This is a genomic window from Sphingomonas sp. F9_3S_D5_B_2 (assembly GCF_054263715.1).
Genome location: NZ_JBSZFB010000003.1, coordinates 318799 through 337514, shown reverse-complemented (window position 1 = coordinate 337514; position 18716 = coordinate 318799). Strand labels below are relative to the sequence as shown.

19 protein-coding genes are annotated in these 18716 nt (G+C 65.5%); 9 read left to right on the top strand and 10 right to left on the bottom strand.

What is annotated here, in order from left to right; all coding sequences use genetic code 11:
- Positions 1-22: 22 nt before the first annotated feature.
- Genes ACUXST_RS10355 through ACUXST_RS10340 form a run of 4 tightly spaced genes read right to left on the bottom strand, consistent with a single transcriptional unit; the run spans position 23 to position 3846 of the window.
- A complete protein-coding gene (locus ACUXST_RS10355) occupies positions 23-1006 on the bottom strand; it encodes a nuclear transport factor 2 family protein (protein ID WP_458389893.1) in 984 nt (327 codons plus the stop codon).
- A complete protein-coding gene (gene fabI, locus ACUXST_RS10350; protein WP_458390049.1) occupies positions 1006-1797 on the bottom strand; it encodes an enoyl-ACP reductase FabI in 792 nt (263 codons plus the stop codon). Before fabI ends, ACUXST_RS10355 begins: the two co-directional genes overlap by 1 nt.
- A gap of 20 nt (positions 1798-1817) precedes the next feature.
- Entirely contained in the window at positions 1818-2852 is a 1035-nt protein-coding gene (locus ACUXST_RS10345; protein WP_458389892.1) for a YihY/virulence factor BrkB family protein, read from the bottom strand.
- Between the two features lie 22 nt (positions 2853-2874).
- Positions 2875-3846, bottom strand: coding sequence for a DnaJ C-terminal domain-containing protein (locus tag ACUXST_RS10340; protein WP_458389891.1), 972 nt, complete (start codon positions 3844-3846; stop codon positions 2875-2877).
- 80 nt (positions 3847-3926) lie between these two features.
- On the opposite strand from ACUXST_RS10340, the gene pdxH reads away from it, so the two are divergent.
- The 3 genes from pdxH to ACUXST_RS10325 all read left to right on the top strand — a co-directional run bounded on the left by pdxH (position 3927) and on the right by ACUXST_RS10325 (position 6219).
- A complete protein-coding gene (gene pdxH / locus ACUXST_RS10335) occupies positions 3927-4505 on the top strand; it encodes a pyridoxamine 5'-phosphate oxidase (protein WP_458389890.1) in 579 nt (192 codons plus the stop codon).
- Between the two features lie 68 nt (positions 4506-4573).
- Positions 4574-5440, top strand: coding sequence for a cation diffusion facilitator family transporter (locus tag ACUXST_RS10330; RefSeq protein ID WP_458390048.1), 867 nt, complete (start codon positions 4574-4576; stop codon positions 5438-5440).
- Positions 5437-6219, top strand: coding sequence for a PhzF family phenazine biosynthesis protein (locus ACUXST_RS10325; RefSeq protein WP_458389889.1), 783 nt, complete (start codon positions 5437-5439; stop codon positions 6217-6219). The genes ACUXST_RS10330 and ACUXST_RS10325 overlap by 4 nt, the downstream gene beginning before the upstream one ends.
- Here the strand turns inward: ACUXST_RS10325 and ACUXST_RS10320 are convergent.
- Positions 6216-6680 carry an NUDIX domain-containing protein gene (locus ACUXST_RS10320; RefSeq protein WP_458389888.1) on the bottom strand — a complete coding sequence of 155 codons (465 nt, stop codon included), beginning with the start codon at positions 6678-6680 and terminating at the stop codon, positions 6216-6218. The two genes, ACUXST_RS10325 and ACUXST_RS10320, sit on opposite strands and share 4 nt — an antisense overlap.
- Positions 6664-7779, bottom strand: a complete 1116-nt coding sequence (gene mnmA / locus ACUXST_RS10315; RefSeq protein ID WP_458389887.1) for a tRNA 2-thiouridine(34) synthase MnmA — start codon at positions 7777-7779, stop codon at positions 6664-6666. The genes ACUXST_RS10320 and mnmA overlap by 17 nt, the downstream gene beginning before the upstream one ends.
- Positions 7780-8167: 388 nt before the next feature.
- Between mnmA and sciP the strand changes: the two genes are divergently transcribed.
- Together sciP and ACUXST_RS10305 are read left to right on the top strand one after the other, a co-directional pair.
- Entirely contained in the window at positions 8168-8467 is a 300-nt protein-coding gene (sciP, locus tag ACUXST_RS10310; RefSeq protein WP_458389886.1) for a CtrA inhibitor SciP, read from the top strand.
- 196 nt (positions 8468-8663) lie between these two features.
- Positions 8664-8921: a GlsB/YeaQ/YmgE family stress response membrane protein gene (locus ACUXST_RS10305; RefSeq protein ID WP_458389885.1), complete on the top strand. Its 258-nt coding sequence runs from the start codon at positions 8664-8666 to the stop codon at positions 8919-8921.
- 120 nt (positions 8922-9041) lie between these two features.
- Here ACUXST_RS10305 and ACUXST_RS10300 read toward each other — a convergent pair whose 3' ends face one another.
- Both ACUXST_RS10300 and ACUXST_RS10295 read right to left on the bottom strand, forming a co-directional pair.
- Positions 9042-9758, bottom strand: coding sequence for an SIMPL domain-containing protein (locus tag ACUXST_RS10300; RefSeq protein ID WP_458389884.1), 717 nt, complete (start codon positions 9756-9758; stop codon positions 9042-9044).
- Between the two features lie 74 nt (positions 9759-9832).
- Complete coding sequence (locus tag ACUXST_RS10295; RefSeq protein WP_458389883.1) at positions 9833-10093, bottom strand: GlsB/YeaQ/YmgE family stress response membrane protein; 261 nt, start codon at positions 10091-10093, stop codon at positions 9833-9835.
- A 212-nt stretch (positions 10094-10305) separates the two neighbouring features.
- Between ACUXST_RS10295 and ACUXST_RS10290 the strand changes: the two genes are divergently transcribed.
- From ACUXST_RS10290 to ACUXST_RS10275, 4 genes are all read left to right on the top strand, one after another.
- Positions 10306-11481: an efflux RND transporter periplasmic adaptor subunit gene (locus tag ACUXST_RS10290; RefSeq protein WP_458389882.1), complete on the top strand. Its 1176-nt coding sequence runs from the start codon at positions 10306-10308 to the stop codon at positions 11479-11481.
- 41 nt (positions 11482-11522) lie between these two features.
- Positions 11523-14672: an efflux RND transporter permease subunit gene (locus ACUXST_RS10285; protein ID WP_458389881.1), complete on the top strand. Its 3150-nt coding sequence runs from the start codon at positions 11523-11525 to the stop codon at positions 14670-14672.
- Between the two features lie 108 nt (positions 14673-14780).
- The gene (locus ACUXST_RS10280) at positions 14781-15983 is read left to right on the top strand and encodes a DUF445 domain-containing protein (RefSeq protein ID WP_458389880.1); all 1203 of its coding nucleotides are present in this window, start codon (positions 14781-14783) and stop codon (positions 15981-15983) included.
- Positions 15980-16738 (top strand): GNAT family N-acetyltransferase, encoded by a 759-nt coding sequence (locus ACUXST_RS10275; protein WP_458389879.1) that lies wholly within the window; start codon positions 15980-15982, stop codon positions 16736-16738. The genes ACUXST_RS10280 and ACUXST_RS10275 overlap by 4 nt, the downstream gene beginning before the upstream one ends.
- Before the next feature lie 5 nt (positions 16739-16743).
- On the opposite strand, the gene ACUXST_RS10270 is transcribed toward ACUXST_RS10275, so the two are convergent.
- Positions 16744-17406 carry a phytanoyl-CoA dioxygenase family protein gene (locus ACUXST_RS10270; RefSeq protein ID WP_458389878.1) on the bottom strand — a complete coding sequence of 221 codons (663 nt, stop codon included), beginning with the start codon at positions 17404-17406 and terminating at the stop codon, positions 16744-16746.
- A 14-nt stretch (positions 17407-17420) separates the two neighbouring features.
- Positions 17421-18704 carry a UDP-N-acetylglucosamine 1-carboxyvinyltransferase gene (gene murA / locus ACUXST_RS10265; protein ID WP_458389877.1) on the bottom strand — a complete coding sequence of 428 codons (1284 nt, stop codon included), beginning with the start codon at positions 18702-18704 and terminating at the stop codon, positions 17421-17423.
- Positions 18705-18716 lie beyond the last annotated feature (12 nt).

Genomic DNA, 18716 nt, shown 5'->3' with positions numbered 1-18716 from the left:
TGGCGGCAAGGCGCGGTCGACCTCACGGGATGTAGAGCATTACCGTAGCAAGCGTGAGCTGGCGACCAACGTAGCCGGCGAGCGTCACCTCCGTCATCGGCGTGTCCGGCGACCCCATTGCGCCCACCGCCAGCACGCGCATCCGCGTGGTCAGGACGGTACGGCTGCGCCCTTCCCTCACCTGCGTGAGGAGGGTTTCCGACCTGGCCGGATCGTTCCAGATGTCGAGATCCCATGCCTTACCCATGTATCGCACGCCGCTTCGCGGCGGCGGGCCGGCAGCGGCCGCAGTTCGCCCAGGCGGTGCAGGGCACTCGGACTTGGAGACGACCGCCTCATCCATCTTGGGCTGGGGACCGGTAAATTCGACCTTGAAGCAGGTGCCGTCCGCCATTTTGAGCGTGACCGGCGCATAACCCGCGATGATCACCTGATTAAGCTTCATCGTGGCGGGCAGGTCGACATCCGCCCGCCACCAGATCTCGCCTCCCGACGCCATGTGCAGCCTCGGCTCGGGCGGCGCGAAGGTCATTATGGACGTCAGGGCTGCCGGATCGATTAGCCGCAGGGTCGGAGTGGAGGATGACGTTGCCGGAGGCGCTCTCTCGGCGTGGGTGTAGATGACCTGCCAGCGGCCGTCGCGCTTGGCCCACACATCGGCGAACCGCAGCCGCGCTTCGAATGGCTTGGCGCCGTCGACGCCGCGAAGCGTGCCGATGCCGCCCATGACTGCGCCACCGGCCCAGACTCTCGCGATCGGCTGTTCGATCACCAGCGTCTTCAAGTCGAACCCGGCAGCCGTGTAGTCGGCGATCAGCTGCGCCTTGTTTTCGGTGTGGCCACTGCTGTTGACGAGCAGGTAGTCGTCGGCGAGCAGCCGCTCCAGGTCGGGGCAGTTGCCGTCAAGCTGGGCACGGTCGTAACTTGCGACCTGCGCCGCGAGATCGTTGGGAATGAGCGGGCCGGCAGCCTGCGCGGCGAGTAGCAGCGCGAGCCCGCCCAGCATCAGACCGTCGCGATGTCCGGCGCGTCCTCGGCCTTCATGCCGACCACATTGTAGCCGGCATCGACGTGGTGGATCTCGCCGGTAACCCCGCTGGCGAGGTCGGACAGCAGGTACAGGCCCGCCCCGCCGACATCCTCGATGGTCACGTTCCGTCTCAGCGGCGCGTTATATTCGTTCCACTTCATGATGTAGCGGAAGTCGCCGATACCGCTTGCCGCAAGGGTGCGGATCGGCCCGGCCGAGATGCCGTTGACGCGAATGCCTTCGGGACCGAGGTCCATGGCAAGGTATTTGACGCTCGCTTCGAGCCCGGCCTTGGCGACGCCCATCACGTTGTAATGGGGAATGACCTTCTCGGCGCCGTAATAGGTCAGGGTCAGGAGCGAGCCGCCGCCGCTCATCAGCCGCCGAGCGCGCTGGGCGACGGCGACGAAGCTGTAGACCGAGATGTTCATGGTCATCAGGAAGTTGTCCATCGACGTATCGACGAACTTGCCGCGGAGCTCGTTCTTGTCCGAATAGCCGATCGCGTGGACGACGAAGTCAAGCGTCTGCCAGCGTTCCTTCAGGCCATCGAACGCGCGGTCGAGGGCGCGCATGTCGGACACGTCGCAGTCTACCAGCATGTCGGACCCGAGCTCCGCCGCCAATGGCCGCACGCGCTTCTCGAGCGCTTCGCCCTGGTAGGAGAAAGCAAGCTCCGCCCCCTGCTGCCCGAGCGCGCGGGCGATCCCCCACGCAAGCGAGCGATCGTTCGCGAGGCCCATGATGAGCCCGCGCTTTCCTTCCATCAAACGGCCAGTCACTTCAGTCAAAGTTGCGGTCCCCCTGTCTCCAGCTCCGCTTGCACGTCTTCGCCCGGCTGGGGCTCCTCGACTTCGAGCTCGTCCTGATACGGCCCGTTGTAGACCTCGCCCTTTAGCGCGGTGGCGCCGGCTTCCGCCAGCGCCGCGTTCAACTCTGCTCCTATCACTACGCCAAGCCCGACCACGAAGAAGAAAATCAGCGCGATCATCACGCCTGCAAGGCTGCCGTAGGTGCGCGTGTAGCCGCCGGCGAGGCCAAGCGTGCTCGGCAGGATCTCGACCGTTGCCAGCCACCAGGCGGTGATGAACAGCGCGCCAGGCCATTTGCGACAGCCGCGCCTGCGGTAGCGAGACGGGGTCAGTGCGAAGAACAGGACGTAGAAGGTAAAGAACAGCGTAGCGGCCGGCACCAGCCGCGACAGGCCGAGCGTGGTGCCCAGCCCCTCCGCGAAGGGGAACCAGGTGATCAGGAAATGCTGGAACAGAGTCAGTGCCGCGCTTGCCGCAAAGGCGAGCATCAGGAGGAGGACCGCGGCAAGGATCAGCAGGATCGACCCCAGCCTGTACTCCCAGAATGGCGAGCAGAACTTCACGCCGTAGGCGCGCCTCAGGATATCGCGGATGGTCTCGACGAAGCTCGCCGCGGTCCACAATCCGACGATTGCGCCGAACCACAACAGGCTGCCCGTGCGGACCGTTAGCACTTCCTGGATGGGCTCGCGCAGAGTCGTTGCAACGTCCGGCGGCAACCGCCGCAACACGTTGATGACCGCAAGCTGGGCATCCTGCCCCTGGCCGAACAGGTGGGCGACGGCCGCCGCGACGATGAAGAACGGGAACAGCGCGACGATCGACAGGTAAGCCAGGTTCCCCGCGTGGATGAACCCGTCGGCATAGACGCCGACAGCGATGCGCTTGACGATCTCCCACGCGGTCACGCGCGGCTTGAGCTTCTCCTCGACGTCGGCGCCGAACGCCGCCCGCAGGCTGGCGAGGCGTTTGCGCCTCGCTTCGGGCGATTGGGATGACAGGTCTTTCATTCAGGAGCGCTTGGCAGCAGCCCTAAACTCCGAGAGCGGCGCGCGGGTTGCCCCCGCCGTCCCATCGCTCGGCGAAGGCCTGCAGTTCCGCGTCGTTGGCGGGCACGTCGACTGCGATCGTGACCAGCTGGTCGCCGCGCGTTCCGTCCTTGGCCGAGAAGCCGCGGCCCTTCAGGCGCAACACCTTGCCGGACGTGGTTCCCTTCGGGACCGTAAGCATGACCGGTCCTTCCGCTGTCGGCACTTTCACCTTGGCGCCGAGAACCGCCTCCTTGAGGCTGACCGGCAGCGTGAGCCGGATGTTGTTGCCCTCCCGGGTGAAGAACGGATGCGTGCCGATCTCGAGGGTGACCAGGGCGTCCCCCCGGCCCGCAGGCCCCTCTTCGCCCTTGCCGCCGAGGCGGATCTTGGTACCCTCCTCGAGACCTGGCGGCAGCTTGAGGTCGATTGTCTTGCCGTCCGCCAGCCTGATCCGCTGCGGCGAGAGGTTTACGGCGTCGAGAAACGGCACCTTCAATCGGTAAGAAATGTCCGGGCCCTTTTGCGGCGCGCGGCCGCGCTGGCGGAATCCACCGAAACCGCCCGGGCCGCTCCGCCCGCGAGCTGCGCCGGCGCCGCCGAACAGGCCTTCGAAGATATCGCCGAGGTCGCCAGCCTCGCCGCCCCCGAAGTTCATGTTCTCGAACCCCGCGCCTGCCCCCGGGTGCGGTCCGCCGCCGCCCGAGCCCGGCGAATAGCCGCCGAAGCCGCCGCCGAAGGGCATCTTCGGATTGCCCTCTTCGTCGATCTCGCCGCGGTCGTAGCGGGCGCGCTTATCCTTGTCGGACAGCATGTCGTACGCCGCCGTTACCTGCGCGAAGCGCTCCGCCGCCTTGGGATTGTCCTTGTTGCGGTCGGGATGGAGCTGCTTGGCGAGGCTTCGGTACGCCTTCTTGATTTCCGCCTCGTTCGCGCCGCGTTGCAGGCCGAGGCGTTGATAGAGGTCGAGTGCCATAGTCCTCCCATGCCGTAACGATCCTTGCCTGACCAGATGGGTTGCCGTGGCGGCGGGGCCAAGACTAAGGCCGAACCCCCATGACCAGCGATCCGCTCCACCTGTTCGGCGATTGGCTAGCCGAAGCGCGCGAGAGCGAGCCGAACGACCCAGAGGCGATGGCGCTGGCAACGGCGGATGCGGCCGGCAACCCAAGTGTCAGAATGGTCCTGTTGAAGGACCACGGACCGGAAGGCTTCGTCTTCTACACCAATCGGCACAGCGCCAAGGCCCAGCAGCTCGAAAACAATCCCAGGGCGGCGCTACTCTTTCACTGGAAGTCGCTTCGGCGACAGGTGCGGGTGGAAGGCGGCGTCGAGCAAGTCAGCAACGAACAATCTGACGCTTATTTTGCCAGCCGGTCACGGGACTCGCAGCTTGGCGCATGGGCATCGGACCAGTCCGCTCCGCTCGATGACCGCAGCACCTTCGAACGGAAGTTCGAGGAGGTGAAACACCGCTTCGACGGCGCCCCAGTGCCCCGGCCGCCGCACTGGGGCGGCTATCGCGTCGTCCCCGAACGCATCGAGTTCTGGTCCGACCGGCCCTACCGCCTGCACGAGCGGCGGCTGTTCACGCGCTCGGGCGGCACGTGGGCCGAAGGGTTGCTCTACCCGTGAGCGAGGCGCGCGCGAGCTCTGCCGATCGTTCGAGGCTGACCTCGCAGGCGGCCGCCGCGAGCACCTCCATGGCCGTGACGCTCATCGCGCTTAAGTCCTACGCGGCACTCGCGACCTCATCGATGGCGATGCTGGGATCCCTTGCCGACAGCGTGCTCGATCTGGTCGCCAGCCTCGTCGTCCTGCTCGGGGTACGCATCGCCGCGCAGCCGGCCGACTTCGAGCACCGGTTCGGGCACGGCAAGGCAGAAGCGCTTGCCGCATTGGTGCAGGTCATCCTCATCACTTTGTCCGCAATCTTCATTGGGTATCACGCTGTGCAGCGTCTCGTCGTCGGCGCAGCCACGGCCAATGGAGATCTCGGAATTGGCGTCTCGATCGTGGCCATGCTGCTGACGATCGCGCTGATCGCGTTCCAGCGACACGTGATCCGGCAAACCGGCTCGCTCGCGATCGGTACGGACCGGCTGCACTATTCGTCGGACCTCCTGCTGAACGGCTCGGTCATCGTTGCACTGGGGCTCGACCAATTCGGGGGTTTGCGCGGCGCCGACGCGGTTTTTGGCGTGCTCATCGCGCTCTGGCTCGCTGTCGGTGCCTGGCGTGCATCCAGCCATTCGCTCGACCAGCTGATGGATAGAGAATGGCCCGACGACTTGCGCGACCGCTTTCTTGCAGCAACCAGGGATTTTCCAGAGCTGTCGGGGCTTCACGACCTTCGCACCCGAAGCAGCGGCACCCACTATTTTGCGCAGTTCCACGTCTGGGTTCCGGCGCACTGGACGGTCCAGGAAGCACACGACCGCCTCGATCGCGCGGAAGAAGCGCTGCAGCAGCGTTTTCCCGACACCGAAATCCTGATTCACGTCGATCCGGAAGGTCAGACCGACCGCGAGACGCTCCTTCCGTCCGACATCACCGAGGCCGCGAGATGACGAGCATCCCTTTCTTCCAGGTCGACGCGTTTGCGCCCGCGCCGCTCACCGGCAACCCGGCCGCGGTGATGCCGCTGGACCACTGGCTCGACGATGCGAGCATGCAGGCGATCGCCGCCGAGAATAACCTTAGCGAAACGGCGTTCACCGTCCCATCCGAACGCGAGGATGCCGATTATGACCTGCGCTGGTTCACGCCGGCAGCCGAGGTGGACCTGTGCGGTCACGCGACGATCGCCGCTGGACACATACTCGTCACTGGCCAGCCGGTGCGCTTCTCCACCCGCTCCGGCATTCTCGTGGTCACCCGAAGGGAGGGCCTCCTCGAGCTCGACCTTCCCGCTGCGACCATGGCGGAGACTCGGGAGCCGGAGATGTGCGCAGCGCTTGGCCTGCCCGACCAGCCGGTCTGGCTGGCTGAAGGCTGCAACGACGCCGCGATCGTCGAGGTCGAGGATGAGGCTGCGGTGCGCGCTGTTGCGCCGGACTTCGCCGCCCTCGCCAAAGTGCCGCGCATGGCGGTGGTCACTGCCTGCGGATGGACCGAAGCGATCGCCAGCCGCGTGTTCGTGCCCTACCTCGGGATCGACGAGGACCCCGTGACCGGCTCCGCGCACGCCGCTTTGGTGCCCTTCTGGGCCCGGCGTCTTGGCCGCAGCAGTTTCACGGCATTGCAGGCAAGTGCCCGCACCGGTGTTCTCGATTGCCGCCTGGAAGGCGGTCGCGTCGTGCTCGGCGGCCAATGCCGGACCGTCATCGTCGGCCGGTTCCAGCTTTAGCCGCGAAGCCGCGCCTCGAGCGCATCGAGCAGCGGAAGCTGGCTCGGCAGCATCAAGCGCCGCGCCTGTGCCATCGTCATCCACTCGGCTTCCTGTACTTCAGGAAAGTGCTGGCGCTTGCCGGAGCGCGGCGGCCATTCCATCTCGAATTCAGTGGACGTGAGCGCTGCCGGGTCGAGATCGCCTTCAACGGCGAAAGCCTCGACCCATTTCCCGCCAGCCTGGCGGACCTTGGCGAGGGGGAAAGGCTCCACCTGCACTCGCTTGCCGGTCTCTTCCTCGAATTCCCGAAGCGCGGCCTGGATCGGTGTCTCGCCGGCCTCGATGCCGCCCTTGGGAATCATCCAGGCCCCTGCGTCCTTGTTCTTCCAGAACGGTCCGCCTGGCTTCACGAGCAGCACTTCGAGCTGATCCGACTGCCTTCGGAACAGCAGGATGCCCGCGCTATGCGGCGGCGGCATTCGCCACCGCGTCTGCTGCGACGGTCTCCGCAATCCACCCGCCGCCGAGCAGCCGGGTGCCCTCGTAGGCGACGGCCGCCTGACCGGGCGCGACGCCGAATTCAGGATTGAGGAAGCGCAGCCAGTCCCCGGCGCGGAAGGCCGCGACGGGCGGCGCGAGAGAGCGCACCTTCACGCTGACTTCACGCTGCTCCTCGGCAAGCCAGTTCCAGTCGGTAACGCGGATCGCCTCGACCGCGAGCGCGCGCCGAGGACCGACGACGACACGTCGCTTCTCCGAATCGATGCGGACGACGTAAAGCGGCTCCTTCTGGCCGCCAATCTCGATGCCGCGGCGCTGGCCGATGGTGAAATGGACGACGCCGGCGTGCTGCCCAAGGACCCGGCCGCCGAGGTCGACGATCTCGCCACTTGCGCCGGTGTCCGGCCGCAGCCGCTTCACGAGCTCGGCATAATCGCCGTCGGGGACGAAACAGATGTCCTGGCTGTCCGGCTTGCCGGCGACTTCCAGCCCGATCCGGGCAGCGATGTCGCGGACCTCGCTCTTGGGCAGGTCTCCGAGCGGAAAGCGCAGGAACTCCAGCTGGTCGCGCGTCGTGCCGTACAGGAAGTAGCTCTGGTCGCGGCGCGGATCGGCGCCTTTATGCAGCTCGGCCCCGCGGTCGTTGACGATCCGGCGCACGTAGTGGCCGGTCGCCAGGCAGTCGGCGCCGAGTTCGCGAGCGAAGGCGATGAGGTCGGTAAACTTCACGCCCTGATTGCACAGCGCGCAGGGGATCGGCGTTCGGCCGCTCGCATATTCGTCGACGAAGCGGTCAATCACCCCTTCGCGGAAGCGGCTTTCGTAATCGAGGACGTAATGGGCGATGCCGAGCCGGTCCGCGACGGCCTTTGCGTCATAGATGTCCTGCCCCGCGCAGCAGGCGCCTGAGCGCCGGGCCGCCTCGCCGTAGTCGTAGAGCTGAAGCGTGACTCCGATGACCTCGGCGCGGGTCTCGGCCGCAAGTGCAGCCGTGACGGAGCTGTCGACGCCGCCGGACATGGCGACGACGATTCTTGCCTCCCGTGCCGGGCGTGCGAGATCGAAGCTGAAGGACATCGGCGCCGTCTTTACCCGAACTTCACTCCTCCAATCTAGTTAGAGGCTGTTCGGTGACCAGGGGGAGCGAGGATTGGCACGTCACGAGCCCGACATTCGTGCTGCGGCGCGTCGCGAGCTTGGAAAAGGCGAGCTGTTCTTGCTGCTCCCGGAGGCCGGCGACGCGAGTGATCGCGATCGGCAGGAGGCTATCACCTGCTGCCTGTCCGGTGGCGAAGGCTGGCGACGGGCCGCGCAGCGGCTTGGCGGTGCGTTTGCCGCGACGGCAACAAAGTTAAGGGGACGTAAGGCGGATTGAGCGCGCAATTAACCAGCACGCTTCAGAAACTTTTCAAAGGCGGGGACTTAAGAACCTCGCATCGGCAATGATTAAGCAGGGTTGGAACGAATGCTTGAGAACCAGAAGATTCGGCCAGCACAGGTCATCGGTCCGCTCGGCGAGCCGCTGACGCTCGACTCGTTGCCGCCCGCGGGTACCACCCGCTGGGTCGTCCGCCGCAAGGCGGAGGTCGTGGCAGCTGTCGCCGGTGGCCTGCTCAGCGTCGACGATGCCTGCAAGCGTTATTGCTTGAGCCTCGAGGAGTTCACGAGCTGGCAGCGCGCGGTCGACCGCAGCGGCATGCCCGGCCTTCGCGTTACCCGCATCAAGCAATATCGCGACCAGTACGAGCGCCAGCAGCGCTATTGATCGCGCAAAAGCGCCGCGCGGAAGTCGTTGCGCAGCAACATCTATCAAGCTTTCGCGCTCGTTCGCGGCACTTCCAACTGCCCATCGCGCTAGACAGACCCTTGCGAATCCGGAACAACAAGGGCGCATCGCGCGTCTTGATGCCGGACAGGCCACCCAGTGAACTCAGGTGGCCACTCAACAGGAGGGAAAGCTGATGGGAATCATCATTTGGCTGATCGTCGGCGGCATTTGCGGCTGGCTTGCAAGCATGATCATGCGCACGGACGGACAACAGGGCATCATCCTGAACATCGTCGTGGGCATCGTCGGTGCTGCGATTGCAGGTTTCCTGCTCGGCGGCGGCGCGGACCTCAACCACGGGATTACGATTCAGAGCTTCCTCTACTCGCTGCTTGGCGCAGTGGTCCTGCTTGCGATCGTTAACCTCATCCGCCGGGGCACGGTCCGCTAAGGCGACCGATCCGGCAACGAAAAGGCCGCGTAGCCCTTGGGCGCGCGGCCTTTTTTGTGCCTGCCGTTTTTCTGCCTGCCGTTTTTCTGCCTGCCGTTTTTGTGCCCGAAGTGCGCGATCTTACTGAAGTTCAAACACCATCCCCAAATTCACCTGCAGTTTTTGGATGCCGGGATCGATCTTCGTGGCGGCGGAATCGCGCTCCATCGCCATGACCGGCATCGGCGGCGGCGGAACCGCGTAGCCGCCACTCTCCGACACCGACACGAGGCGCACCACGCGCATGCCGAGCGAACGCGCATAGAGCTCGGCGCGACTGCGGCCGATCGCCATGGCGCTGGCCCGGGCTTCGTCGAGCGCAGCTTCGGGTTTGTCGATGGTGAGGTTGGGACCATTAATCTGGTTCGCCCCCTGGGCGACCAGCGCATCGAGGATCTTCCCGGCGTTCCGGATGTCGCGGAAGCGCACCGTCAGCTGGTTGGACGCCGTGTAGCCGGTGAGCTGCGGCGCCTGGTTTTCCGGGTAGCGATATTCCGCATTGAGGCTGATGTTGCTTGTCTGGACGTCGCGATCGGCGACGCCGGCGCGCCGCAATGCCGAACGGACGCGCTCCATCCGCTCCGACGCTTCCTGGATTGCCGCGCCCGCCGTGCTCGAGCGGCTGACAACTCCAGCGGAGATGTTCGCTACATCAGGCACCCGAGTTGCCTCGCCGGTCGCATTTACATCAAGCCTCGTGCCCGCGATGGTCTGTGTGATGTTGGCCTGCTGCGCTTCGGCGGCAGTCGGCAGCGGCGCAGCGCACAGCAGCGCCGCGATGATTGCATGCTTCATCATTGGTCGTCCTCGTTCCCCATGTGGCGCGCAGGCTCACCCGCGCGCCATGGCTGTTTCCTGAACGGCCGTTCCGGCTAGCGCCGGCGGCCCGAAACCAGACGATAGATCAGGAGGATGACGAACGCGCCGACAATTGCCGCAATGAATCCGGCGCCTTCGTTCTGTCCGTACCAGCCGACGGCGTGACCGATCCAGCCGGCGATCAGCGCGCCGACGATGCCGAGAATGATTGTAACGATGCAGCCCCCCGGGTCCTTCCCGGGCATGAGGAACTTGGCGATTGCGCCGGCGATTCCCCCGATCACGATCCAGCCGATGATCCCGTAGCTCTCCATGTCCGCGCTTCCCCTTTTTCGTGAACCCAAACCACTGGGCGAACCCGCCGCCAACCTGTGCTAACGCGCGCTTGCGGCGCAAGTGCCGCCGTTAGTCGAAAACTGCTGTATTCCGCCGATGACGAAGGCTCTGTTGCGAGCGGTGACTTATTAGCGTAATACAGCTTGGATAACGAGCTGGGCAGATTCGCGCAAACAGTGGGCAAGGAATGATGAACCGCGAGACCACCATCCATGCGTCCGACACGTTGATCGTGCAGGACCGCAGCCGACGCCGCCGATGGGTCATCATCGCCGCCGTCCTCATCATACTGATTGCGCTTGGCGCCATGTACATGGCCACGCGAGGTTCTAAGAGCGCCGCGCTACCGGCAGGCGGCAAGCCCGCCGGTCAGATGCCGGCGGTGACCGTCGTCGTCCCCGGCCAGAGCCAGTTCGGCCGCGCCATCATCGCCAGTGGGCCGCTCGGTGCCCGCCGCGACCAGCCAATCGGAATCGCCGGCCAGGGTGGCCGTGTCATCCGAGTACTCGTCGATGCCGGCAGCTGGGTGCGTGCGGGCCAGGTGCTCGCCGTCGTCGACCGTTCGGTCCAGACGCAGCAGGCGGCACAGCTCGCCGCGCAGATCCAGGCCGCTCGCGCGCAGGCAGCTCTGGCGCAGGCCGATTACGAACGCGCGATCTCGCTACAGTCGCGCGGCTTCGTTTCGAAGGCCGAGATCGACTCCAAGCGCGCAAGCCGCGATGCAGCGAACGCCCAGGTCCGGGTTGCGCAGGCGCAGCTCGGCGCGACTCGTGCCCAGATCGGCCAGCTCAATGTGCTGGCGCCGACAGCAGGGCTGATCCTCGCCCGCAACGTCGAGGTCGGGCAGATCGTCAGCCCCGGCTCACCGGCCCTGTTCCGGCTCGCGGAGGGCGGGCAGATGGAAATGCAGGCGCAGCTCTCCCAAGCTGACCTGATGGCCGTGCACGTCGGGATGCCGGCAACGGTCACTCCCGTCGGCTCCGAGCGGAGCTTCTCGGGCAGCGTCTGGCAGGTCGCGCCGGTCATCGACCCGCAGTCGCGCCTGGGCCTCGTCCGGATCGCGGTTGGCTACGATCCGGCGATCAAGCCGGGCGGCTTCGCCGAAGCTCGCATCACCGGTGGCCAAACGACGGCACCGCTGCTGCCGCAGAGCGCCGTGCTCAGCGATGAAAAGGGCAATTACGTCTACATCATCAACGGCAAGAACGAGGTCGAGCGGAAGAACGTCACGATCGGCGCTGTCGACGACAACGGAGTGTCCATCGCTTCCGGTCTGTCCGGCAACGAGGCCGTCGTGCTTTCGGCCGGTCCGTTCCTGAACCCCGGCCAGAAGGTCAACCCGAGGCGCCAGGCGGCGGCCCACTAGGCCGTCGGCGGCGTCTTCCGCGCATCAGAAGCTGAGCTGACATGAACTTTCGCAACATCTCGTCCTGGTGCATTCGCAACCCGGTTCCGCCGCTCGTCTTCTTCATCGCGTTGCTGCTGGCGGGCGTGATCGCGTTTGCCCGGATGACCGTCACCAACAATCCGGACATCGACTTTCCCGGCGTGACCGTCGGCGTCAGCCAGCCCGGCGCCGCTCCTGCGGAGATGGAAAAGCAGATCACGCAGAAGGTCGAGGCGGCGATCCGCGGCGTGACCGGAGTCGATGAAATCGATAGCTCCGTGAATGAAGGCTACAGCAACACCTTCATCCAGTTCCAGATCGGCACCAACACCGATCGCGCGGTCAACGACGTCCGCAACGCCATGGCGCAGATCCGCAGCGACCTGCCCGAGGGCATCCTCGAGCCACAGGTCGAGCGCGTCGACATCGCCGGCGATCCGATCGTGTTCGTCGCTGCCGAGACGACCGACATGAGCCTCGAGCAGCTCAGCTGGTACGTGGACAATGACGTCGCGAAGCGCTTGCGCGGCGTTTCCGGCGTGGCCGCGGTGTCTCGCGAGGGTGGCGTCGACCGTGAAATCCGCGTCATCCTCGACCCCGCCGCACTGCAGTCGCAGGGATTGACCGCGGCGGCCGTCAACGCGCAGCTCCGGCAGGTCAATCTGAACGCTGCAGGCGGCCGCGCCGAGATTGCGGGTTCGGAGCAATCCGTACGCGTGCTCGGCAACGCCAAGACCGCTCATGACCTGGCGCAGACGCAGATCTCGCTCCCCGGCGGCCGCATGGTGCGGCTGCAGGATATTGCTCGCGTCGAGGACAGCTATTCCGAGCAGCGGACACTGGCCAAGCTCGACGGCCGCGAGGTGATCAGCTTCAACGTCCAGCGCGCCAAGGGCGCATCGGACGTGTCGGTGTACGACGACGTCTGGAAGGAAATGCACAAGATCGAGAAGGAGGATACGCGCATCCACTTCTCGGAGATTTCCAACCAGGTCGACTACACCAAGGAGCAGTACAAGTCCGCGATCGAGGGCCTGATCGAAGGCGCCGTCCTCGCCGTCCTCGTCGTCCTGCTGTTCCTCCGGGATATCCGCGCGACCCTGATCTCCGCGCTCGCGATCCCGCTGTCGGCCATTCCGGCATTCTGGTTCATGAGCCTGATGGGCATCAACCTGAACGGCCTGTCGCTGCTGGCGCTGAGCCTTGTTGCCGGTGTGCTCGTCGACGATGCGATCGTGGAAATCGAGAACATCGTCAGGCACATGCGGATGGGCAAGACCGCCTACCAGGCGGCCATCGATGCCGCCGACGAGATCGGCCTGGCGGTTTTGGCCACCACCATGTCGATCGTGGCGGTGTTCCTGCCGGTCGCCCTGATGCCCGGCATCTCGGGCCAGTTCTTCAAGGCGTTCGGCTACACCGTCGTCATCGCAGTGATGATGAGCTTGCTCGTCGCCCGCATGATCACCCCGCTGATCGCGGCCTATTTCCTGCGCTCGAACGGTATTCAGCCGCACGCTTCGGGACGGGCGATGGACACCTATCTGGGCGTTCTCAACTGGTCGCTGGATACCAGCAAGGCCCACGACTACGCCGAACGCCACCCGGGCTTCTGGGGCAAGGTGAAGAGCCTGCGCTTCGATCACCGCATGGCCATGGTCCTCGCTGGCTTCCTCGCGCTGGGTGTCACGGCAGGCCTGATCATGACACTTCCGGTGAGCTTCCAGCCGCCGCAGAACGTCGATTTCTCGACCATCCAGGTCAACCTGCCGCCAGGGTCCACGCTTGAGGAGACTGAGGCGGTCGTCGACCACGTGGCCGGGATCGTCCGCAAGGACCCGACCGTCCAGAGCGCGTTCGAGCGCATCTACGTCGGCAGCGGCTATGTGAACCTGGTCCTTAGAAAAGACCGCAAGGTCACCAGCACGCAGTTCGAACGGTCGCTCACTCCGGCGCTTTCCAACATCGCCGATGCGCGCGTGAACTTCCTCAGCCAGGGCGGCGGCGGCCCCGGCGGCGGCGGCCGTGACATCATGCTGTTCCTGGGCGGAGAAGACCCCGAGCAGCTGTTCACAGCAGCCAACGCCATTTCGGCCGAGATGGAGAAGATGCCGCAGGTCCGCGCTCCGCGGGTGATGGGCGATCTCGCCCGGCCCGAAATCGTCATCAAGCCGCACTTCGATCTGGCCGCCAACTTGGGCGTGACGACCGCGGCACTGAGCCAGACGATCCGGATCGCGACGATCGGGGACATCGCGCAGAACAGTGCGAAGTTCTCGCTGTCCGACCGTCAGGTGCCGATCAGCGTCTCGCTCGACCAGAGCGAGCGCCGCAACATCGCGACGCTGGAGAACCTTCCGGTGCCAACCTCCGATGGCGGATCGGTGCCGCTGAAGTCCGTGGCCGAGATCACGTTCGGCGCTGGCCCGACCACGGTGCAGCGCACGAACCAGGAGCGGCGGATCGCGATCGGTGCCGATCTCGCGCCCGGCCTCACCACCGGTGACGTGTGGCCGAAGATTCGCAGCCTCAAAACGGTAAAGAACCTGCCGCAGGGCGTTCACGAGCTGAACCTCGGCTCGCAGAAGTGGCAGTCGGAAATGATCTTCTACTTCATCATCGCTCTGCTGTCGGGCGTCGGCTTGGTGTTCGCGGTTCTGGTGCTCCTCTACCGCCGCTTCCTCTCGCCCTTCGTGAACATGGGCTCCCTGTGGCTCTGCCCGCTCGGCGCTGCCCTCGGCCTTCACATCGCCGGTCAGCCGCTGTCGTTACCGGTCCTGATCGGGATGCTGATGCTGTTCGGAATCGTCGCCAAGAACTCCATCCTGCTGGTCGATTTCGCCGTCGAAATGATGGAGCACGGCATGGCCAAGAACGAAGCCATCTACGAAGCCGGGCACAAGCGCGCCCAGCCGATCGTCATGACCACCGTGGCGATGGTCGCCGGCATGTTGCCGATCGCCCTCTCACTGACGGGCGACGCGAGCTGGCGCGCCCCAATGGGCGTCACCGTCATCGGCGGCCTGATTTTCTCGACGCTGCTGACGCTACTGCTGGTGCCCTCCTACTTCTCGATCGCAATCTCGCTCGAAAGTCGGATCGGACGCCTGTTCCACCGCTTCGTCGGCGACGCCGCTCACCGATCGGGCGAGCCGGTACCCGCGGAGTGAAGCGGCGCGGGTGAACCCTAACTGCTGCTCGGCTATTGAGCGGCAATGGCCCGCATGAGCAACGGCGCGTTGGCGCGATTCAACCCTGCACAACCGGGGGCCGCGGGCATGAAGGCCGTTGCCACCGGGCTGCTGCTGGTCATGGCCGCCGTATTCGCGACCGCAAGGGCACTCGAACCGGCGTATCCGTGGCTGGCTTACGTCAAATCGTTTGCCGAAGCGGCGATGGTCGGCGGCCTCGCCGACTGGTTCGCTGTCACCGCGCTGTTCCGACATCCGCTCGGCCTGCCCATCCCGCACACGGCAATCATCCCCCGCAACAAGGACCGCATCGGCGAGACCCTTGCGAACTTCCTGAGAGAAAACTTCCTGACCGCCTCGGTGGTCGCCCGGCGGATGCGAAACATCGACGTCGCCGCCGCCACGGGCCGCTTCCTCCAGACCCCGGCTGGCGAGGGGACTCGGATCCGCGCCGGCGCCTCACGCCTGATTGCCGACATATTCGAGAGTCTCGACGACGAGCGGCTCGGCGGCATCGTCAAGACAGCGATCTCCTCGCGACTGCGGGCGATGGACGTCTCGCCGCTCCTTGGCCACGCGCTCGCCTCAGCGATCAACGAGGACCGTCACGTGCCCATGCTGGAAGCAGCAATCCGCTGGATGGCCCGGGCCCTGGAGGCCAATGAGCCTTTGATTCGGGAGATGGTTCACAAGCGGGCGAACTGGGTCGTGAAGCTCGCTGGTCTCGACTCGAAGCTCGCCGACGCGATCCTCGACGGATTGCGCAAGCTGACAGCCGAGATGTCCACCGACCCCGCGCACCCGGTCCGCGTCAAAGTCGAGGAAGCCCTGGCCCAGCTCGCCAACGACCTCCAGACCAAGCCCGAAACGCGGCAGCGGGTCGATGCCATGAAGGAGCAGCTGCTGGAGAACCGCTCCGTCGGCATGTGGCTCGACACCCTCTGGCAGAAGGGTCGGGAAGGCATCATCCGCGCTGCTCGCAACCCGGATGCGGTGCTCGCCGGCAAGATGGGCGAAATCCTGAAGTCGATGGGCACGACACTCGAGCGCGACACCCGCATTCGCATCGCCATCAACCGCTTCGCACGGCGCGCCGTGGTCGGAATGGCATCGAGCTATGGCGGCTCCATCGTCAAGCTCGTGTCCGAGACCATTCGCGGGTGGGATGCCAGAACGGTCACTGCCCGGCTTGAAGCCGCCGTCGGCCGCGACCTTCAGTACATCCGTATCAACGGCACGCTGGTCGGCGGCCTCGTCGGTCTCGTGCTTCACGTCCTCGACACACTGTGAGCGACCCGCTGCTCGATGCGCTGGCCGAGAGCGCCCGCAATCGCGGCCTGAAGCTGGTGCGATCGCGCGTGCGAACGCCGGGCAAACGCCGCTTCGGCAAGGTCGGACTGACGGACCCCGCGGGCAAGGCAGTCCTCGGCATGGACGCCAGGGGACCAACAGCCAAGCCGGAGGAAGTGGAAGCTTACCTGCGCAGCCTGGACGCGAAGGACTGGGGCGCGTCGCTTGGTGTCGCGGAGCCGAAGCGGAAGAAGGGCGGGACGTCGAGCAAAGCGTCAGCACCGCCGGAGCGAAAGCGTCCGGCGCCGAAGACGCCGCCGAAGGCAAAGCCCATCCCGAAAATTCGCGAAGCGAAGCCCTCGGACGCCGCTCGCCTGGTCGACCTCATCAAACTGCTGGAGCATGACATTAGCGCCGACGCTGTCCGCCGAAATCTCGCGGCACTTCGCAAATCCGGCGACGCGCCGCTCGTCGCCACGCTCGACAAGCAAGTGGTCGGGCTATGCGGATTGCACCGAATGGTCACCCCGCACCGCGAATCGCCGGTCGGCCGGATCACCATCCTCGTGGTCGAACAGCAGGCAAGAGGCGAGGGCATCGGCCGGATGCTCGTTGCGGCAGCGGAAGAGCGGTTGCGCAAAGTCGGCTGCAAGCTCGTCGAGATCACGAGCAATGACCGGCTGGCGGAGGCCCACGCCTTCTACCACCACATGGACTTCGAGCGGACCAGCATCCGCTTTTGTAAGTCTCTCTAACGTGCTCAGCCGACCCCAAGCCACTCGAGCGGACGCGGCAGCTCTCGATTGGAGAAATCGACCTGCAACACCCTGCGCGACCGGCACCCGCGAGACTTTTCGGACGCATGCAGAATGGCTGACCGTTGCAGCCAGACGTCGCCGGGTTCGGCGAGGCACGCAACCCTTCCGCAACGCTGCACGACGGCACGGATGCCCGGCTCTTCGATTCGCCCTTCGCGGTGGGAACCCGGAGCAACCAGCAATGGAGCGTTTTCACCGACCACCGGATCGAGGTGGATCCGTGCCGTCAGCATGCCTTCGATCACGGAGAAGGGAGGCTCCACATGCGTAATTCCCGACTTCGTCGTCCAGCTGGAGAAACCCGGCAGGTCGACCCGCGCGCGAACTGCGATCGTGCGGTCCTGATGCCACCCGACGCCCCAGTTCGCGTCCGGATTCTTGTCGAACAGAATGGCTCTAACCGGCCGCAGGCTGGGGCCGACCGCGGCTCGCAGGGCTTGGGCTACTGGCCCCGTCCTCAGCCACCGGTCGAGTTCGGAATTTGCGCAGATCCGTCTCCCCGCCCCCTGGGGCGGACCCGCGAGTTGTTCGATGATCGCGATCTCGCCAGGCGAGAGCAAGCGCGGCGATAAGGCGACGCCGTCTCGTTCGAGACGGTCGTGCATCGCTTCCGCCGATTTCAGCCGGCGCTCCTGCGCTCGATGGTGGCGCCGACGGCGGAAAGCTTTTCCTCGAGCCGCTCGTAGCCGCGATCGAGGTGGTAGACGCGCAGCACTTCCGTCTCCCCTTCGGCAACGAGCCCGGCGAGCACCAGGCTCATCGAAGCGCGGAGGTCCGTCGCCATGACGCTGGCACCGGTGAGTCCGGCTACGCCGTGAACAATCGCCGAGCGGCCGTGGATATCGACGTTGGCGCCCATCCGGCGGAGTTCGGGCACGTGCATGTAACGGTTCTCGAAGATGGTCTCCTCAAGGAAGCTGTCGCCCTGGGCGAGCGTCAGCATGGCCATGAACTGCGCCTGCATGTCGGTCGCGAAGCCGGGAAATGGCGAGGTGGAGAGCGCCAGGGGCTTCAGCCCTCCATCGGCGCTAACCTTGATGCCGCGATTGTGGAACTCGATCATCAGGCCGGCTTGCGCCAGCGCATTGAGCGTCGCCTGCATGTCGTCAGGGCGCGCTCCGATGAGGTCGATGGAGCCGCCGGTGATCCCAGCCGCGCAAGCATAGCTGCCCGCCTCGATGCGGTCCGGCATGACCTCATATTCGCAGCCGTGAAGTCCTTCGACGCCGTCGATGGTAAGGTGCGACGAGCCAATGCCGTCGATCTTCGCGCCCATGGCGACCAGCAGGTTGCAGAGGTCGACGATTTCCGGCTCGCGCGCCGCGTTGAACAGCTGCGTGCGGCCCTTTGCGAGGACAGCAGCCATCAGCGCGTTCTCGGTCGCGCCGACCGAAACCACGGGGAAACTGAAGTCGCCGCCAGAAAGCCGACCCTTCGGAGCGCTCGCTTTCACGTAGCCCGCGGTGAGCTCGATCTCGGCGCCCATGCTTTCGAGCGCCTTCAGGTGAAGGTCGATGGGGCGGTCGCCAATTGCGCAGCCGCCCGGAAGCGAGACGGTTGCTTCGCCCGCACGCGCAAGCATCGGCCCGAGCACGAGCACGGACGCGCGCATCTTGCGGACCATGTCATAGGGCGCGACCGTTCCCGCGATGTCCCTGGCACGCATCGTCATGCGCCGACCGAACTCGCCCTTGCGGACTCCTTCGACCATCGTTGAGACGCCGAGTTGGTTGAGCAGGTGCCCGAACGTGTCCACGTCCGCGAGGCGCGGCAGGTTGAGTAGCGTCAGCTTCTCCTCGGTGAGAAGCGCGCAGGGCATGAGCGTCAGTGCCGCGTTCTTCGCGCCACTGATCGGGATTTCGCCGTTGAGGCGGTTTCCGCCCTTTATCCAGATGCTGTCCACCGGCGCGCTTTA

Coding starts and splice junctions, on each gene's coding strand:
- ACUXST_RS10325 (WP_458389889.1), top strand. CDS start 5,437: ATGACGAGCATCCCTTTCTTCCAGGTCGACGCGTTTGCGCCCGCGCCG.
- fabI (WP_458390049.1), bottom strand. CDS start 1,797: ATGGAAGGAAAGCGCGGGCTCATCATGGGCCTCGCGAACGATCGCTCG.
- ACUXST_RS10300 (WP_458389884.1), bottom strand. CDS start 9,758: ATGATGAAGCATGCAATCATCGCGGCGCTGCTGTGCGCTGCGCCGCTG.
- ACUXST_RS10285 (WP_458389881.1), top strand. CDS start 11,523: ATGAACTTTCGCAACATCTCGTCCTGGTGCATTCGCAACCCGGTTCCG.
- sciP (WP_458389886.1), top strand. CDS start 8,168: ATGCTTGAGAACCAGAAGATTCGGCCAGCACAGGTCATCGGTCCGCTC.
- ACUXST_RS10355 (WP_458389893.1), bottom strand. CDS start 1,006: ATGCTGGGCGGGCTCGCGCTGCTACTCGCCGCGCAGGCTGCCGGCCCG.
- ACUXST_RS10330 (WP_458390048.1), top strand. CDS start 4,574: ATGGCCGTGACGCTCATCGCGCTTAAGTCCTACGCGGCACTCGCGACC.
- mnmA (WP_458389887.1), bottom strand. CDS start 7,779: ATGTCCTTCAGCTTCGATCTCGCACGCCCGGCACGGGAGGCAAGAATC.
- ACUXST_RS10280 (WP_458389880.1), top strand. CDS start 14,781: ATGAAGGCCGTTGCCACCGGGCTGCTGCTGGTCATGGCCGCCGTATTC.
- ACUXST_RS10345 (WP_458389892.1), bottom strand. CDS start 2,852: ATGAAAGACCTGTCATCCCAATCGCCCGAAGCGAGGCGCAAACGCCTC.
- ACUXST_RS10270 (WP_458389878.1), bottom strand. CDS start 17,406: ATGCACGACCGTCTCGAACGAGACGGCGTCGCCTTATCGCCGCGCTTG.
- ACUXST_RS10290 (WP_458389882.1), top strand. CDS start 10,306: ATGAACCGCGAGACCACCATCCATGCGTCCGACACGTTGATCGTGCAG.
- ACUXST_RS10295 (WP_458389883.1), bottom strand. CDS start 10,093: ATGGAGAGCTACGGGATCATCGGCTGGATCGTGATCGGGGGAATCGCC.
- ACUXST_RS10305 (WP_458389885.1), top strand. CDS start 8,664: ATGGGAATCATCATTTGGCTGATCGTCGGCGGCATTTGCGGCTGGCTT.
- pdxH (WP_458389890.1), top strand. CDS start 3,927: ATGACCAGCGATCCGCTCCACCTGTTCGGCGATTGGCTAGCCGAAGCG.
- ACUXST_RS10320 (WP_458389888.1), bottom strand. CDS start 6,680: ATGCCGCCGCCGCATAGCGCGGGCATCCTGCTGTTCCGAAGGCAGTCG.
- ACUXST_RS10340 (WP_458389891.1), bottom strand. CDS start 3,846: ATGGCACTCGACCTCTATCAACGCCTCGGCCTGCAACGCGGCGCGAAC.